13 protein-coding genes are annotated in these 16,236 nt (G+C 62.1%); 5 read left to right on the top strand and 8 right to left on the bottom strand.

Annotated features, from left to right (window positions below; genetic code table 11):
• Positions 1-9 precede the first annotated feature (9 nt).
• The 4 genes from AC1DV9_RS25395 to AC1DV9_RS25380 are packed head-to-tail and all read right to left on the bottom strand — an operon-like array spanning position 10 to position 4,143.
• Positions 10-555, bottom strand: coding sequence for a GNAT family N-acetyltransferase (locus AC1DV9_RS25395; RefSeq protein WP_477943768.1), 546 nt, complete (start codon positions 553-555; stop codon positions 10-12).
• A gap of 7 nt (positions 556-562) precedes the next feature.
• Positions 563-1,762, bottom strand: a complete 1,200-nt coding sequence (locus tag AC1DV9_RS25390) for a M20 aminoacylase family protein (protein ID WP_477950438.1) — start codon at positions 1,760-1,762, stop codon at positions 563-565.
• An 18-nt stretch (positions 1,763-1,780) separates the two neighbouring features.
• Positions 1,781-3,130, bottom strand: coding sequence for an LLM class flavin-dependent oxidoreductase (locus AC1DV9_RS25385; protein ID WP_477950436.1), 1,350 nt, complete (start codon positions 3,128-3,130; stop codon positions 1,781-1,783).
• Positions 3,131-3,150: 20 nt separating this feature from the next.
• Entirely contained in the window at positions 3,151-4,143 is a 993-nt protein-coding gene (locus tag AC1DV9_RS25380; RefSeq protein WP_477950434.1) for an MsnO8 family LLM class oxidoreductase, read from the bottom strand.
• A gap of 174 nt (positions 4,144-4,317) precedes the next feature.
• On the opposite strand from AC1DV9_RS25380, the gene AC1DV9_RS25375 reads away from it, so the two are divergent.
• The 5 genes from AC1DV9_RS25375 (at position 4,318) to AC1DV9_RS25355 (ending at position 10,123) form a co-directional block, all read left to right on the top strand.
• On the top strand, positions 4,318-5,340 hold the full coding sequence (locus AC1DV9_RS25375) for an NADP-dependent oxidoreductase (RefSeq protein ID WP_477950432.1): 1,023 nt from the start codon (positions 4,318-4,320) through the stop codon (positions 5,338-5,340).
• Between the two features lie 164 nt (positions 5,341-5,504).
• The gene (locus AC1DV9_RS25370; RefSeq protein ID WP_477950430.1) at positions 5,505-7,331 is read left to right on the top strand and encodes a bifunctional diguanylate cyclase/phosphodiesterase; all 1,827 of its coding nucleotides are present in this window, start codon (positions 5,505-5,507) and stop codon (positions 7,329-7,331) included.
• Positions 7,332-7,407: 76 nt separating this feature from the next.
• Positions 7,408-7,692: a hypothetical protein gene (locus AC1DV9_RS25365; RefSeq protein WP_112389950.1), complete on the top strand. Its 285-nt coding sequence runs from the start codon at positions 7,408-7,410 to the stop codon at positions 7,690-7,692.
• Positions 7,693-7,761: 69 nt separating this feature from the next.
• A complete protein-coding gene (locus AC1DV9_RS25360; protein WP_477950428.1) occupies positions 7,762-8,622 on the top strand; it encodes a LysR family transcriptional regulator in 861 nt (286 codons plus the stop codon).
• Between the two features lie 106 nt (positions 8,623-8,728).
• A complete protein-coding gene (locus tag AC1DV9_RS25355) occupies positions 8,729-10,123 on the top strand; it encodes an amidohydrolase family protein (RefSeq protein ID WP_477950426.1) in 1,395 nt (464 codons plus the stop codon).
• Between the two features lie 63 nt (positions 10,124-10,186).
• Here AC1DV9_RS25355 and AC1DV9_RS25350 read toward each other — a convergent pair whose 3' ends face one another.
• From AC1DV9_RS25350 to AC1DV9_RS25335, 4 genes are all read right to left on the bottom strand, one after another.
• Positions 10,187-12,181: an ABC transporter ATP-binding protein/permease gene (locus tag AC1DV9_RS25350; protein ID WP_477950425.1), complete on the bottom strand. Its 1,995-nt coding sequence runs from the start codon at positions 12,179-12,181 to the stop codon at positions 10,187-10,189.
• Positions 12,182-12,255: 74 nt separating this feature from the next.
• Positions 12,256-13,077 (bottom strand): bifunctional allantoicase/(S)-ureidoglycine aminohydrolase, encoded by an 822-nt coding sequence (locus AC1DV9_RS25345; protein WP_477950423.1) that lies wholly within the window; start codon positions 13,075-13,077, stop codon positions 12,256-12,258.
• 116 nt (positions 13,078-13,193) lie between these two features.
• Positions 13,194-14,366, bottom strand: a complete 1,173-nt coding sequence (locus AC1DV9_RS25340) for an autotransporter outer membrane beta-barrel domain-containing protein (protein ID WP_477950471.1) — start codon at positions 14,364-14,366, stop codon at positions 13,194-13,196.
• Between the two features lie 21 nt (positions 14,367-14,387).
• Positions 14,388-16,166, bottom strand: coding sequence for a beta strand repeat-containing protein (locus tag AC1DV9_RS25335; RefSeq protein ID WP_477950421.1), 1,779 nt, complete (start codon positions 16,164-16,166; stop codon positions 14,388-14,390).
• Positions 16,167-16,236 lie beyond the last annotated feature (70 nt).

Genomic DNA, 16,236 nt, shown 5'->3' with positions numbered 1-16,236 from the left:
CTTCTCAAATCAAAGATTGGCGACCGCACGAAGCGGCGTTGCGTCGATATCCGCCGCCGGCGCCATGACGCCTGAAGCGATCGCCTTTTCGAAAGGCAGCGTCTTGTAGAATTCGGGATCGACATTGATGTCGAACAGCGCCGTGTAGCCGTTGCTCAGATAGAGACCGACGGCCTCCGGCTGTCTGAACCCGGTCGTCAGATAGACGCGCCGGTAGCCCTGGCGGGCCGCCTGCAGCTCAAGCTCGACGAGAACCTTTCGCGCCAATCCCTGGCGGCGCAAGTCGGACCGGGTCCAGATGCGCTTGAACTCAGCGGTCCGCTCGTCGTAGCGCTTGAAGGCGCCGCCGCCGATCGTCACGCCATCGCGGATCAAGAGCACGAAGTTCCCGTCCGGCGGCGCGAAGGCTTCCGGCGGATAGCGGTTGAGCTCGGCCGCCGCACCCTTCTCATCGAAGTAGCTGCCGTAGCGGCTGTCATATTCGTGAATGAGCTCGTCGATCAGCGGCTTTGCCTGCGGATCCAGCGGCGTTGTGTAGAGAAACGTGTCGCTCATGTCGTCGTTACCCGTTGTCTTCGGAGAGGAAGGTTTCGGCAAGCTGCACCCAGTAGCGGGCAGCAGGCGCTATGATGGCGTCATTGAAATCGTAGTGGGCGCTGTGCAGCGGCGCGCTGTCGCCGTTGCCGATGAAGAGGTAGCTTCCCGGCTTTTCCTGCAGCATGAAGGCGAAGTCTTCGCTGGCCGTTCGCGGGCGGAAATCATCCTCGGTTACGCTGCGATCGAATGCCTTGATCGCCACACCTTTCGCGAATGCCGTTTCATCGGGATGGTTGATGAGCGCCGGAAAACCGCGCCGGTAATCGACTTCAGCTGTCGCGCCAAAGCTTTCCGCCTGCGCGCGAGCCAATGCCGGAATGCGGGTCTCCAGCCTTTCACGAACACTCTCGCTATAGGCGCGCATGGTAAGCTTCAGCTCGACGCTTTCGGGGATGACATTCGACGCGGACCCGCCATGGATCGACCCGACGGTGACCACCGCCATGTCCTGCGGATCGACATTGCGCGAGACGACGCTCTGCAGTGCCGTGATGAGGGACGCGGATGCGAGCACCGGATCGACGCCGCGATGCGGCTCGGCACCATGGCCACCCTTGCCCACGATCCTGATCACCGCCTGGTCGACCGAAGCCATGGCCGCATTCGCGACGAAGCCGAAATGCCCCGCGGGAACGCCAGGCCAATTGTGGAGCCCGAAGACCGCATCGACAGGAAAGCGATCGAACAGACCTTCGGCGATCATCTTGCGCGCCCCGGCGCCGATCTCCTCGGCCGGCTGGAAGATCAGGCGAAGCGTGCCATCAAAGCGGCCGCTCTCGGCGAGATAGCGCGCGGCGGCCAGCAGGATGGTTGTGTGCCCATCATGTCCGCAGGCATGCATGACACCGGGATTGCTGCTCGAATAGGCAAGGCCCGTCGCCTCCTCGATCGGCAGCGCATCCATATCGGCGCGAATGGCAAGCTTCCTGCCACCGCTTCCCTTCCTCAACGTCGCAACGATACCGGTTCCGGCAATGCCGTGTTCGACGTCATAGCCCCATGAGGCAAGACGCGAGGTGATGAGTTTGCTCGTGCGATGTTCACGAAAGGCCAGTTCCGGATACTGGTGAAGATCGCGGCGCAGCTCGATGAATTCGTTGAGGAATGAGGCTATCCCCAGTTCCACGCGATCATGCTTCAGAGGTGTTTGAGCTCTTGCGTTCATCAGACGTTTCCCCAGCGCTCAGGCGCTGGCGGCCTTTCGCTGGTCTGCATCGCCGTCGCCTTCGGCATAGCGGCTGGTGCGGAAAGGCAGTCCCAGATGATCGCGAAGCGTCTCGCCCTTCAGCTTGGGATCGAAATAGCCGCGGCGCTGCAGGATGGGCAGGACGTGATGCGCGAAGTCGTCGAAGCCCTCGGCGATCACGGGGAAGCCGAGAATGAAGCCGTCGGCGGCCTCGCTATCGATCCAGCGGATGATCTCGTCGGCGATATGATCGGCGGTTCCGATGAAGGCCGTGCGCGGCGTTGCCGCATCGAGCGCTACCTCGCGCAGTGTCAGGCCGTTCTCGCGCGCCGTCTTCTTGATCCGGTCGGTGGTGGCGCGGAAATTGTTGCGGCCGATATCGCCGAGTTCCGGGAATTGTTCATCCAGCGGATAGACGCTGAAATCGTGGTGATCGAAGAACCGGCCGAGATAGCGCAAGGCCTCCTCGATGGTCACGAGACCCCGGATTGCCTGATACTTGGCTTCCGCCTCCTCCGCCGTCGCCCCAACGATCGGGCCGATGCCGGGATAGATGCCGATCTCCCTGGCGCTGCGGCCCTGAGCGATCGCGCTCTGCTTGAGCTGCTTGTAGAAGGTCTTCGCCTCCTCGATCGGGCCGCCATTGGTGAAGACAGCGTCGGCGTGCTTTCCAGCAAGCTTTATGCCGGAATCCGAGGCGCCCGCCTGGAAGACGACCGGCTGACCCTGCTTCGAGCGGCGGATATTGAGCGGCCCTTCGATGCGGAAGAACCGCCCCTTGTGATCGAGCCGGTGCATCTTTTCGAAGTCGGCATATTGCCCGCTGTCGCGGTCGCGGATGAAGGCATCGTCATCCCAGGAATCCCATAGCCCCTTGGTCGCGTCGATATATTCCTCGGCGATCTCGTATCTTAGCTCATGCTCGGGATGCTCGCGCCCATAATTGCGCCCGGATCCTTCCAGCGGCGAGGTCACGGCATTCCAGCCGGCGCGGCCGCCGCTGATGAGATCGAGCGACGCGAACTGGCGGGCGATGGTGAAGGGGTCGCTATAGGAGGTCGAGACCGTACCGACGAGACCGATCTTCGACGTCGAGGCGGCCAGCGCCGACAGGATGGTCAGAGGCTCGAAACGGTTCAGAAAATGCGGGATCGACAGCTCGTTGATATAGAGGCCGTCGGCGACGAACGCGAAGGCGATGCCTACATCCTCGGCCTTGCGCGCCGTATCGATGAAGAACTGAAGATTGGTCGATGCATCGGCCGGGCCGCTTGGATGCTTCCAGGCGTTCATGTGGCCGCCCGGGCCTTGCAGCATGATACCGAAAGTGACGTGTTTCTGAGCCATGATGTGTCTCCGGAGCGCAGTTAGGCAGCTAGTGTAAGGCGTTCTTTGGCGAGGAGCTCGATCGACGCCAGACGTTCGCTCGGCGTCAGAGCCGGCGTGTCGAGCACGAATTCCTGGACGCCATATTGGGAGTGGAGGCCGTCGAGCGCGTCGCGCACCTGGCGTGCCGTTCCATGCAGGACACTTGGGATCTTCTCCTCGGTCCTGAATTCGGCGACGCCTGCCTGTTTGGCATATTCTGCGGCCTGCTCCTCATTGCCGACATTCACGGTCTGACCGTTCGGCAGGAACAGTTTGACGATCCGCAGATCGCCGACCCGCTGACGGGCCTGTTCGGCATTCTCGGCGGCAAAGGCCGCGAGCGCGAGGATCGGAACATCCCCTCCGGTTGCATGGGCGTAAGCATCAAAGGTACGCTTGAGATTGTCAGGATCGCCGTTCAGATGCCCGGCAAAGACCAGCCGCCAGCCCTTTTCGGCGGCGAGAACCGCGCTTTCGACACTGGCGCCCAGCAGAAAGCGTTCGGGCTTGACCGGCGGGATCGGCGTTGCCGCGGCGCGGTCTTCACGCGTCTCAAAAGCGAGGTAAGCGTTCAGGTCTGAGAGCTGGTCGGCAAAGCTCGGCTTCAGCGCCGGATCGATCGCGACCTGCAGCGCGCGCGTCGAATACGGAAAGCCGCCCGGCGCCTTTCCGACACCGAGATCGACACGCCCCGGCGCAAGAGACGAGAGAACGTTGAAGGTCTCGGCAACCTTGTAGGCGCTATAGTGTTGCAGCATCACGCCACCGGAGCCGATGCGGATCGAGCGTGTCCTTGCCAGAAGATGGGCGATCAGGATCTCCGGCGCCGAGCTTGCAAGGTTGCTCATGCTATGATGCTCTGCCACCCAGAAACGGTGATAGCCGAGCTCTTCAGCGGCGGTCGCAAGCTTGACGGCCGCCACGAGCGCTTCGGCGGCATTGGCGCCCTCTTCGATCGGGGCCTTGTCGAGCAGGCTGAGAAGGTATGTCATCACGACGCCTCTTTGATTTCTATATTGTCTATAAAATCAGTAGATAATTGCTGTCGTAAGAAAACGCTTTCTCTTTGGAGTTGAAAGAAGGGAAAAATCGACCGTGCCGCTCGCGCATGACGGCGTTAGCGTCGGCCTGCGCGAAACACCGTCTTCATCATGGAAAGGATTGTCATGCCCGAAGCACTGGAAAACGTAAGGATCACCCTGGCGTCACGGCCGAAAGGATCGCCCGTGCCGGAGAATTTCCAGATCGAGCGGCAGCCGGTCCCCGCGGCAGCGGAAGGTGAAGTGCTGCTGCAGATCCTGTTCCTGTCGCTCGATCCCTATATGCGCGGACGCATGGATGACGCCAAATCCTATGCCGTACCCGTTGGCATCGGCCAGGTCATGGAGGGCGGCACCGTTGCCCGCGTCATCCGCAGCCGAAACAGCGATTTCGCGCCCGGTGATCTCGTCTTGTCGCATTCGGGCTGGCAGACCTATGCGACGTCAAACGGTGAGGGGCTGCGCAAGCTCGATCCGCAGCAGGCGCCGCTGACAACCGCGCTCGGGGTTCTCGGCATGCCCGGCTTCACTGCCTATGCCGGCCTGCGCAACATCGGCAAGCCACAGCAAGGCGAGACCGTCGTCGTCGCTGCCGCCAGCGGCGCTGTCGGTGCGGTGGTTGGCCAGATCGCCAAGATACGCGGAGCCCGGGTCGTAGGCATTGCCGGTGGGGCCGAGAAGTGTGCCTATGTCAGCGGCGAGCTCGGCTTCGATATCGCCATCGATCACCGCGCGAAGGACTTTACCGCTCAGCTCGCCTTGGCCTGCCCGGATGGAATCGACGTCTATTTCGAGAATGTCGGCGGCCATGTCTGGGAAGCGGTCTTCCCGCTTCTGAACGACTTCGCACGCGTGCCCGTCTGCGGGCTGATTGCGCATTACAACAATGAGGCGGCGGAGGGATTCGACCGCCTCCCCGGCTTCATGCGCGCCGTTTTGCGCAAGAGCCTGACCGTGCGCGGCTTTATTCAGCGCGAGTTCGCCGCGCAGCGGCCGGATTTTCTTGAAGAGGCATCCGGATGGCTGGCGGATGGCTGCCTGAAATTCCGTGAGGATATCGTCGATGGTCTGGGAAATGCGCCCCAGGCCTTCATCGGCCTGCTGCAAGGCAAGAATTTCGGAAAACTGATCGTGCGTGTGAGCGAATGATTGGCCGGCAAAAGCCTCGGGCTGCGGTCCCTGACCGATAAAACCTGTGCGATCGTCCACGCGCTGCCAAAAATCTGGCAATCGCGTCAATTTTAGCTATTCCTGAAACGAGATTTGATCGTTCATCCGCCTACTTTAGGTTTTGCTAACCCCGCGGCGATGACATGCTCGAATTGCAAAACAAGGTTCTGGAACGCATTGCCAAGGGCGAGCCGCTTGCGGCAACGCTGGAGGCGCTTTGCCTGCTGGTTGAGATCAGGCTTCCGGAGGTCAAATGCTCTGTTCTTCGGGTTGAAAACGGCAGGCTCCATCCGCTCGCAGCCCCGTCCCTGCCCCATTCCTATAGCCAAGCTCTCGACAATCTGGAGGTCGGACCGGCTGCGGGGTCGTGCGGCACGGCCGCCTTCTACGGTGTCCCTGTTATCGTCACAGATATCGCAACCGATGGCAGATGGGCGGCCTATCGCGATCTGGCTTTGCCGCTCGGTCTTCTGGCATGCTGGTCCACCCCGGTGATCAGCGCAGGCCGGGTCATCGCAACCTTCGCTCTTTATTTTCAGGAGTGCCGGCGTCCTGACGATCGAGACAAGGAAATCATCGAAACCTGCACGCATCTCTGCGCCATCGCCATCGAGCGCGATGAAAGGGTCCGCGAGCGCGAACGTCTGACCTACACGGACGCGCTGACCGGCGAAGCCAACCGCGCGCGGTTCAACGAAGTGCTGGAAGAACTCCAGAACGCCAACCGCACCTTCGGTCTGCTGCTTGCCGATATCGACAATCTCAAACTGGTCAATGATACCTTCGGGCATGGTGCAGGCGATGCGCTGATCCGGACGGTCGCCAGGCGCATCGCATCGGTCGTTCCGCCGGAGCGGACTTTCAGGCTAGGTGGCGATGAGTTCGCCGTGATCCTAGATGGCGGCGGCATGGAGGAGCTGGCAGCCTGCGGCGATGCCATCCTTCGCGCCGTCAAGCGGCCCGCCCAGTGCGACAAGCATGTGGTCTTCCCATCGATGACGGCGGGCGGCGCCGTTGCCGGAGACGGTGATCCCCGCCAGAATGCCGATGTCGCGCTTTATCACGGCAAGTCCCGGCACCGCGGCCAGTTCACCGCCTATTATCCCGGCATGGGCACCGCGCTGACCCGGCGTTTCCGAGCCATTCGCGATGTCGGCATCGCGCTGGCGGAGCGGCGGATCGAAGCTCATTACCAGCCGATCGTCCGGCTGGACACGGGCGAGGTCGTCGGCTTTGAAGCGCTGTGCCGTATGCGCACGCCGGCCGGCGAGACGGTCGCGGCGGCCCATTTCCATGAGGCGATGCTGGACGGCGAGATCGCCCTGCAACTGACCGAACGCATGCTCGATATGGTGACATCAGACATGCGCCGCTGGCTTGATCTCGGCCTCCCCCTTCAGCACGTCGGGATCAACCTGTCGGCTGCCGATTTTCACACCGGCAATCTCCGAGCGAAACTGGACGAACATCTCATCGGCAAAGGCGTCCCGCTGGACCATGTGATCCTGGAGGTGACGGAATCCGTCTATCTCGGCCCGCGCGATCATACGGTCGGCGACGAGATCCGGGCGCTTCGCGAACAGGGCTTGCGCGTCGCGCTCGACGACTTCGGCACCGGCTATGCCTCGCTCACCCATCTGCTGACCGTTCCCGTCGATATCATCAAGATCGACAAGTCCTTCGTCGATCGCCTGATCAGCGAAGAACCGGGTGCCGCCATCGTCGAAGGACTGATCGGCATTGCCCATCGGCTTGGCATCAAGGTCGTTGCCGAGGGCATTGAAACTGAAGAGCAGGCATCGCATCTTCTCGCCATGGGATGCATTCTCGGCCAGGGTTTCGTCTATTCCCGCGCTGTCGGGTTTGATGCTGCTACGGAACTCCTGAGAACCAAGGGTCAAAAGCCCGACGACGCCAGTGAGAACAACTGGCCTCCACTGCGCCACGACCGCCTTAGCCGGGCACTTTGAAGCAGGGGGCGTCTTCGTCACGGTACAACCTTGAAATCGCTTTAGCTCGCGACACCTAACCCGTGAAAGCGAGCCCATGACGCAGATATCTCATTCGACACTCACCCCGGCGCAGGCGACCACGGCGTTGCTGAACTTTGCCGATACGCTCCTCAGCCTGCTTGCCGGCCTCCGGGACGAAGACCGCGCCCAGATGGGTGCGCTCATCACCGATGTGTCGCAGACGCTGCGGCGCCTGGCCGACGATATCGCCGGCGGCGACCCTGATATCGCATTCGAAGTCATGAGATCGGCCGCGCGTTTGATCAGCGTTCTCAGGCTTGCGGTCAATCGGCGGCCTGCCGGATCCCGCCTGCACTGACCCGAGCCCGGCATTCCCGTATATAATTGCCGGCAGACAGGAGTCGGCGATGGTTGAGACAGCGAGAAAATGACACGCTATCCGATGTTCAGCCCGCAATTGCTGATCAGCTTTGTCGCGGTTTGCGAGACCAGCAGTTTCACCCGCGCCGCCGATCGCGTCTCGCTGTCGCAATCGACCATCAGCCAGCAGATCCGGCGGCTGGAAGAGCTGCTGGGAAAAGCGCTGCTTGAGCGGACGTCGCATGAGGTGCGGCTGACCGAAGAAGGCATCAAGCTGCTGAGCTATGCGCGCCGCATCATCGCGCTCAACGAGGAGGCGCATGACGCGTTGACGGGGCCGTGGAGGGATGGCATCTTGCGCCTCGGCATGCCTGAGGATCTGACGGTACCGACTATCGACCTTCTCGCCGAATTCAAGCGCGAGCATCCGCATCTGCGGCTGGATGTCTCAAGCGGCCTCAGCCGCGAACTTCACCGGGCCTATCTGCTGGAGGAACTGGATCTGGTGCTCGTCAAGCAGGTGCGCGTGCATCTGCCCCGGGCCGCGCGTGCCGAGCCGCTGCTCTGGTTCGACAGCGAAAAGTATCCGGCGATCGAACAATCCCCGGTGCCGATCGCTGTCTTTCCGGTGAATGGCCTTTACCGCGAAGAACTGTGCGAGACGCTTGAAGGCCTCGGCCTCAGGTGGCGCGTCGGCTATAGCAGCGGCGGGCTCGCGGCGCTTGCCGCAGCCTCTGCCGCTGGCCTTGGCGTCAGTCTCCTGCCGGCAACCTGCCGGCTTCAGGGGCATCGCGTGCTGGGTACCACCGAGGGTCTGCCGCCGATCGAGAATTTCGAACTCGCGCTGTTTTACCGCGACACCGCCTCGCCGCTGGCCCTCGATCTCGCCGAGCGTCTCATTTCCTTTTGCGGCCTGAAGCGCGGCTGATCATTCACAAATCGAATAGTCACCATTGTCATATGTCGCTGCCATCGCGCCGCGTCATTTCCTAAAGTGCCCCATCCATTTCATGCACGACGATGAGGAGACGATCATGCAAAATGCCGTATCGCAAAGCCGCAGAGCCTTCCTGAGCCGAACCGGACAGATGACGACAGCCGCAGCGCTTGCTGGCCTGACAGGCGGCATGAGCCGCGAGGCCGCTGCTGCCGATTGCGCCAGCGAAGCGGATGTCACGGCTATCACCGAGAACCACTACCTGCTGACGGATGTTCGCCTCGAAGACGGTTTCGAACGCGACGGCGATATCGTCACTGGAACCCGCACATCTCTGAATACGCTTGAAATCAAGGACGGCAAGATTGCCGCCCTGCATGCAGCCGGTGCTACGCTTCCCGCTGGCGTCCCTGTCTATCAGGCCAATGGCCAGCTTGCGCTGCCGAAGATGCGCGACATGCATATCCATCTCGACAAGACCTTCTACGGCGGTCTGTGGAAGGCGCCTCTACCCCGGCAGGGCAAGACGATCATGGACATGATCGCGCTTGAGGAAAAACTGCTGCCGCAATTGCTGCCGACATCCGAGCAGCGGGCCGAAGGTCTGATTGCGCTGATCCAATCCAAGGGCAGCACGGTCGCCCGCAGCCACTGCAATATCGATCCGGTCAGCGGCCTGAAGAGCCTGGAACACCTGAAACTCGCGCTGGAAAAGCACAAGGACAGCTTCGATTGCGAGATCGTTGCCTTCCCCCAGCATGGCCTGCTGCACTCGAAGGTCGATGGCCTCATGCGCGAGGCGATGCAGATGGGCGCCGCCTATGTCGGCGGTCTCGACCCGACGAATGTCGACAGCGCCATGGAAGAGTCGCTCGATGCGATGTTCCAGATTGCGATCGACAGCGGCAAGGGCGTTGATATTCACCTGCATGAGACGAGCCCGGCCGGTGTCGCCGCGATCAACTACATGATCGACACTGTCGAGAAGAACCCTGTGCTGAAGGACAAGGTGACCATCAGCCATGCCTTCGCGCTGACGACGCTTTCCCCGGAAGCGCTTGACGAAACTGCTGCGCGGCTGGCCGCAAACGGCATGACCATCGCCTCCACAGTGCCGATCGGCGGATTGATGATGCCCTTGCCGCAACTCAGCAAGGCCGGCGTCTTCGTCATGACCGGAACCGACAGCGTCATCGACCACTGGTCGCCATTCGGCAGCGGGGACATGCTGGAGAAGGCCTATCTCTACGCTCAGCTGTATCGCGGTTCCGACGAGTATCACCTGTCGCGGTCGCTTGCCATTTCGACCGGCGGCATCCTGCCGCTCGATGCCGATGGAAAGCGCGCCTGGCCGAAGGCCGGCGACGAAGCGGGCTTCACGCTTGCCAGCGCCAGCTGCTCCGCAGAGGCCGTCGCCCGCGTGTCGCCGCGCAGCGCAACGTTCCACAAAGGACGCCTCGTTTCCGGCGGCGTCGCCAAGGCGTCATCCTGATAATCGATGCATGACTCGCTGCCCGCAGATAGCCGCAGCGCGTCATGGCTTGCTCCAGCAAGTTTAGTTCCGGCCGCCGTTCTTGTGGCCGGAGTGTCGCTTCGTGTTGAGCAGTGCCGAGGCGCTGCGCCGCAGCAGCGATTTCGGCCTCTTCTGCCGCGGGATCAGATCGATATCGCTGACAAGCTTGGCGCCCCCGTCGCGGCGCTCCAGTGTGATCTTGCGGCTGTGAAATGCCTCCAGCTCGACCCGGTGCGCGACACTAACGATCGTGACCTTCGGCAATTCGCGGATCACGGTTTCCATCATCTGCTCCTGGCTTTTCTCGTCCAGAGCCGACGTCGCCTCGTCCAGCACGATGATATCGGGATTGTGCAGCAGCAAGCGCGCGAAGGCCAGCCTCTGCTTCTCGCCACCCGACAGTGTCTGGTCCCAGGGCGCATCTTCCTCGATCTTCTCGCCGAGATAGCCGAGCCCGACCGCCTCCAGCGCCGCCAGGATTTCCTCCACCGTCCAGTCATCCGCGGCACGCGGATAGGCCGTTGCCCGGCGCAGCGTCCCGGAGGGGATGTAAGGCCGCTGCGGCAACATGAACAACCGGCTGCCGGCGCGAAAATTGACGCTGCCGCGCCCCCACGGCCAGAGGCCGGCAATCGCCCTGACGAGCGTGCTCTTGCCCGAGCCTGATTCGCCGGCAATCAGAACGCGCTCGCCGGGCTCGATATCGACCTGCGTTTCCTTGACGACAGACGTCCCGTCATCGAGCGACACCGAGAGCTCGTTCAGGCTCAGAATGGCATTCCCCTCGGTTTCACCGCGCTGGATGCGGCCGATCGAATCGTTGTTCTCGGCGCGCTCGAGCCCGTCGAGCGACATCATCAGCGAGGCGATACGCCGGGCGCTGGCATTCCAGTCCGCCAGCCGCGGATAGTTGTCGACCAGCCAGCCGAATGCCGCCTGCACAATGGTGAAGGCTGAGGCCGCCTGCATCACCTCGCCAAGCGTCATGCTGCCGTCGAGAAATTTCGGAGCGCAGAGCAGGATAGGAACAACGGGTGCGATGAGGCTCGATCCCTGCGATACCAGTGTCGTACGCATATGCTGGCCCGCAAGCAGTGCCCATTGCTTCAGAACCTTGCCGAAAGTGCGGTCGACGTCGTTACGCTCCTCTTCTTCGCCGCCGAGCAAAGCGATGCTTTCCCCGTTTTCCCGCACATGCGTCAGCAGATAGCGAAACTCGGCCTCTGCCTGGTTCTTGACCTCGGAGACGGCAACGAAACTGCGTCCGATAATGGCGATCGACGTGGAGGTGATGCCCGCATAGAGCACGGCGGCAATGACCAGAAAGCCCGGGATGGTGATCATCGAGCCTGCAACCGGAAGCGTCAGCGCACCGCCGATGGTCCACAGCACCACGATGAAGGTCGAGGCGGACAGAAATGCCACGAGCACGCCGGCAACGAAATCGACCGGCGATTCCGTCGCGATCCGCAGATCCTCGGAAATGCGGGCTTCCGGATTTGCGTGATCGCCGCCGATCAGGTTCAGTTGGTAATAACGGCCATTCGCCAGCCAGCGCTGGATGACGGCCGATGTCAGCCACGAGCGCCAACGCCGCTGCATCATCATGCGAACGGAGACCTGCGCCGTGACGAGTGCGACACTTGCAAGCACCAGCGGCAGGAATACCGCGCTCAGATAATAGATGGTGCCCGCATCGCGCTTCTCGATCGCGTCGAAAATATGCCGGTTCCAGAGGTTGATCCCGTACTGGAGGCCGACATTGAGGATGATCATCGCCAAGAGGCCGATGGAGCACGGCCATGACGACCGGTCGCCGTGACGGCCCCAATAGCCGCGGGCGCTGATCCAGAACCGCCGCAGCAGATAGCGCTTGCGCGCATGCTCGGCTTCTTCTGGCGTCAGTCCCGGATCGGATTCAACGGCATCCGGCGGCGGTGGAGCCTCGACAACCGGCCCCACGCCCTGAGGCGATTTCGCGGCGCCATCCGGTTTGGCGCCGTCGACCGATTTCGGTTTCAGTTCTGCTTCGGTCATGAGCCGACAACGGCGCAAAAATCAAAAGGTTTCACGCCGGCGGGACAATTTGGGTCGCGCCCGCAAGACGTCCTCTAGAACAGCGGTGCGTGCCGGTTGACGTCCTTGTAGAGCAGGTAGCGGAAGCGGCCGGGGCCGCCTGCATAGCAGGCCTGCGGGCAAAATGCGCGCAGCCACATGAAATCGCCGGCCTCGACTTCCACCCAATCCTGATTGAGGCGGTAGACGGCCCGGCCTTCGAGAACATAGAGACCATGCTCCATGACATGGGTTTCCATGAAGGGGATCACGGCGCCCGGTTCGAAGGTGACGATGGTCACATGCATGTCGTAGCGGATGTCGGCGGGATCGATGAAGCGCGTCGTCGCCCATTTGCCATCCGTGCCGGGCATTGCACCCGGTTCGTGCTGGTCCTCATGGGTGAAGATGGCAGGTGGCGCCTCCAATCCCTCGACAGGCTGGAATGCCTTTCTGATCCAATGGAACGTCGCAAGCTCCGCGCCGTCGTTTTGCAGCGTCCATGTGCTGCCGGCAGGCAGATAGGCGAAGGATCCGGCGCGAAGCTGATGGACGCGTCCTTCGTGTCCGATCGCCAATGTCCCGGACACAACGAAGATCGCCGTCTCGGCCCGTGGCTCGTTTTCCGGCTTGGTGCTGCCGCCGCCGGGCGCCACTTCCATGATATATTGCGAGAAGGTCTCGGAGAAACCGGTCATCGGCCGCGCGATGATCCAGGCACGGGTCTTTGACCAGTGTGGCAGATAGCTGGTGACGATATCCGTCATCACGCCCCGCGGGATGACCGCATATGCCGTGGTAAAAACCGCCTTGCCGGAGAGCAGATCGGTCTGCGGCGGAAGGCCACCGGGAGGGGAGTAATACGAGCGGTTTGCCATGGTCATTCTCTCAGCGTTTTCGACGGTTCGGACGGTAGTCTTCGGCACGCGGCGGCTCAAGACCGGTTTTGCAATCCGGCGGATTTTATCGGGCGTATCAGGAGGTGCGGCCCCTCCTAGAAATTCGCAACCAGTCTCGCCTGTACCGTACTGGATTGCAGGCCCTTGCCGAACTCGCCGGAATAGCTGAGCGTCAGCCAGGTGGATTTGGTGAGTGCTGCGGAGAGGCCGAACCTCACCAGCAGGGAATCCTGGGGCATCTCGACCCCTTCGATGACGAACGGCGAGCCGCCTGCAAAGGCCAGGCTCGAATAGGGCGTGATGTCGCCGGCGAGATGCCGCCAGCCGAACATGCCGGAGACCGTCACCGGGAGATCGCCCTGCGGCCAGTCCGCCGACCAGCGCAGGCCGATCGTTGAGGCAACGATCGCGTCGTCGCCGTCCGTAGCCGACAAGGCCGCCGCACCGCCGCTCTCGCGGAAGCCGTCGGTATCCAGATTGACATAGGCAAGGTTGGCGAAGGGCTGCAGCTTGATGGCATCCAGCTCCTGCGTCCAGGAGATGCCGGCGAAAACCTGGCTCGTGGCGCTGGCATAGTCGGCGGTCAGCTGATCGGCAAAGGTGCCGAAGGCGATGTCGCGCTGGGTCGATGCGTCGTTGTGAGAATAGATAGCCCCACCGACGAGGTCGAGGGGACCGAAATCGCCCGCGGCATAAAGACCGCCGTGATAGGAATCCGTATCCGCCTGATCGAGGGCATCGTGGCTGTAACCGGCCATCCCGCCGAGACGCCAGTGATCCGAAACCGGCACGTCGCCGCCTGCGAAGATGCCTGATGTCGTGGTGTCGATACCGGCGGCATTGCCATCGTCCTGCCAGCTGTTCGAAGACAGGAAGCCCGCACTCCAGAATGTTGCCTGGTCGTGCTGTTGATCGGCGCGCGATGCCACTTCCTCGATAATCGCATCGAGGGCAAAGCGGCTTTCCCACAGCAAAGCGCTTTTGAGCGAGGCGTGAACCTCGCCGCTTACCTGTGAGAAGGCGCTGTTGGCGGTGCTGATATCCAGCGGCAGAACGGCGTCATAGACACCATTTCCCGAACCCAGGGCCTCGACAGCAGCCGCTGTGGAACGGCCGTTCGCCGTCTCCGCGACATCGGCGAACTGCACGCTGTTGCGATCGAGCTGCATGTCGATGGCGGTCGTGCCGTAGGTCAACGTCGGCGACAGGAAGGCGAAGTTGCTCGTGACGTCATCGAAGGTGCCGGTGATGTTGCCGGCGCTGAGGATCGTGTAATCGGTCGCCAGCCCTTAATTGCCGCTCGCCGCCCTTATATCCAGCGTGCCGCCCTGGATATCAACGGCGCCCGTCGCGTCAACCTTGTCGGCAGCGCCGCTAGCATCAATATCGACCTGATAGGTCGAACCGGACCGAAACGTCAGTCCGCCCGTTACCGCAAGCGTTGCAATCCCGGGGCCAGGCGAAAGGATGCCACCCGAATTCACCGTCAGGCCACCGACGGCGCCGCTGCCGGACAAAAGGCCGCCGCCGAAAATATCGACCGCGCCGGATATCGTTCCGTCATTAACGAGCGCGCCGCCGGACACCGTTGCCGGCCCGCTGATCATCCCAGTGTTGGCAAACGTGCCTCCGCTGTTGACGAGTGACGCGATAGTGCCGTCGTTCGAGGCGTTGCCAGCGTTCGTGACGGCGCCTGCGACCGCGCCGCTATTGTTGGTGAAAGTGCCTGCTGCCCCGACAGCAACGTCATCGAGCGTTGCGTTGTTGACGACGCTGCCGCCGTTCACGGTCGTCGCCCCCGTGACTGCACCACCGCCGTTGTTCGTGAACGTGCCGCCGTCGTTCTGAAGCGAGGCGACCGTGCCCGCATTGGTCACAGTGCCCGAATTCTTGATCGCACCGGCAGTTGCGCCGCTGTTGTTGACGAAGGCGGCGACCGCAGCGACATCCGCATCGGTGATGACAAAATTGTTGGTGACGGTCCCGCCTGTAACAGTCGTCTTACCGGTCACCGTCCCGCCGGCATTGTTGGTGAAAGTGCCGCCGGTGTTGGTCAGGGCATCGATCGTACCGGCATTCGATGTGTTACCGGCATTGGTGACGGCGCCGGCCGCCGCGCCGCTGGCATTTGTGAACGTGCCATCTGCACCGACATTGACGTTGTGAAGGGTGGCATTGTTTGTCACCGTACCACCCGAGACGTTGGTGCCGCCGGTAACTACGCCGCCGAAATTGTTGGTGAACGACCCGGCGTCGTTCTGAACGGAGCCGATCGTTCCGGCATTGGTCAGCGTGCCGGAATTCCGGATCGCACCAGCCGTGGCTCCATTGTTGTTGACGAAGGCGGCAACGGCGGCAACGTCCGCGTCGGTGATGACGAAATTGTTGGTGATCGTGCCGCCGGAAACCGTGGTTTTCCCGGTCACCGTGCCGCCGGTGTTGTTGGTGAAATTGCCCGCCGTATTCGTCAGAGTGCCGATCGTCCCGGCATTCGAAGCCGTCCCGGCATTGGTGACCGTCTGGGTGGTGGCGCCATTGTTGTTGACGAACGTCCCGCCCGCGGAAACATCGACGGCATCCATCCCGCCATTGTTGGTCAATGCGGTGGCCGTTCCGACCACGGCGCTGTCGAGCGTGCCATTGACCGTCACATTGCCATTGTTGAGCATCAGGCGGCCGTTGAGGTCGCCATCGACCGAAAGCGCGCCGCCATCCAGGCTGACATTCGAGTTCAGCACCCCGCCCGTATTGATGCTGACGCTACCCGAGCTGATCGTGGTGCCGTTCGTCGTATTCAGCACGCCCGTATTGGTAATGGTGACGTTGCCGCCGCCGACATCGAGCGTTCCAACAGAAACGCCATTGGTGACCTGCGGAGATCCGGTGTTGACGACAGCGGTGTCGGCTGCTCCGGGCGCGGCAGGCGTCCAGTTCGAACTATTACTGAATTCGTTGTCCGAGCTGCCCGACCACGCCGATTGGGCAAGGCCGTGCACAGGCAGCGCCACGGAAGCCAGCGCCGTGAACAGGCCTAGACGGCGGGAGAATGCCGGAAGCAGTGATTTCATCAGGTCGGCCGACGCTAGCGAGCACCCGCCATTCGCCGGCGGGACGGTTAACAATTCCTATCCGAGCCTG

It is taken from the genome of Rhizobium sp. 01L410 (assembly GCF_056400165.1).
This window is presented reverse-complemented; position numbering and strand designations above follow the sequence as displayed.

Excerpts from the sequence above, each read along its gene's own strand:
- AC1DV9_RS25350 (WP_477950425.1), bottom strand. The coding sequence starts at position 12,181 with ATGACCGAAGCAGAACTGAAACCGAAATCGGTCGACGGCGCCAAACCG.
- AC1DV9_RS25355 (WP_477950426.1), top strand. The coding sequence starts at position 8,729 with ATGCAAAATGCCGTATCGCAAAGCCGCAGAGCCTTCCTGAGCCGAACC.
- AC1DV9_RS25390 (WP_477950438.1), bottom strand. The coding sequence starts at position 1,762 with ATGAACGCAAGAGCTCAAACACCTCTGAAGCATGATCGCGTGGAACTG.
- AC1DV9_RS25395 (WP_477943768.1), bottom strand. The coding sequence starts at position 555 with ATGAGCGACACGTTTCTCTACACAACGCCGCTGGATCCGCAGGCAAAG.
- AC1DV9_RS25375 (WP_477950432.1), top strand. The coding sequence starts at position 4,318 with ATGCCCGAAGCACTGGAAAACGTAAGGATCACCCTGGCGTCACGGCCG.
- AC1DV9_RS25360 (WP_477950428.1), top strand. The coding sequence starts at position 7,762 with ATGACACGCTATCCGATGTTCAGCCCGCAATTGCTGATCAGCTTTGTC.
- AC1DV9_RS25380 (WP_477950434.1), bottom strand. The coding sequence starts at position 4,143 with ATGACATACCTTCTCAGCCTGCTCGACAAGGCCCCGATCGAAGAGGGC.
- AC1DV9_RS25370 (WP_477950430.1), top strand. The coding sequence starts at position 5,505 with ATGCTCGAATTGCAAAACAAGGTTCTGGAACGCATTGCCAAGGGCGAG.
- AC1DV9_RS25335 (WP_477950421.1), bottom strand. The coding sequence starts at position 16,166 with ATGAAATCACTGCTTCCGGCATTCTCCCGCCGTCTAGGCCTGTTCACG.
- AC1DV9_RS25385 (WP_477950436.1), bottom strand. The coding sequence starts at position 3,130 with ATGGCTCAGAAACACGTCACTTTCGGTATCATGCTGCAAGGCCCGGGC.
- AC1DV9_RS25345 (WP_477950423.1), bottom strand. The coding sequence starts at position 13,077 with ATGGCAAACCGCTCGTATTACTCCCCTCCCGGTGGCCTTCCGCCGCAG.
- AC1DV9_RS25365 (WP_112389950.1), top strand. The coding sequence starts at position 7,408 with ATGACGCAGATATCTCATTCGACACTCACCCCGGCGCAGGCGACCACG.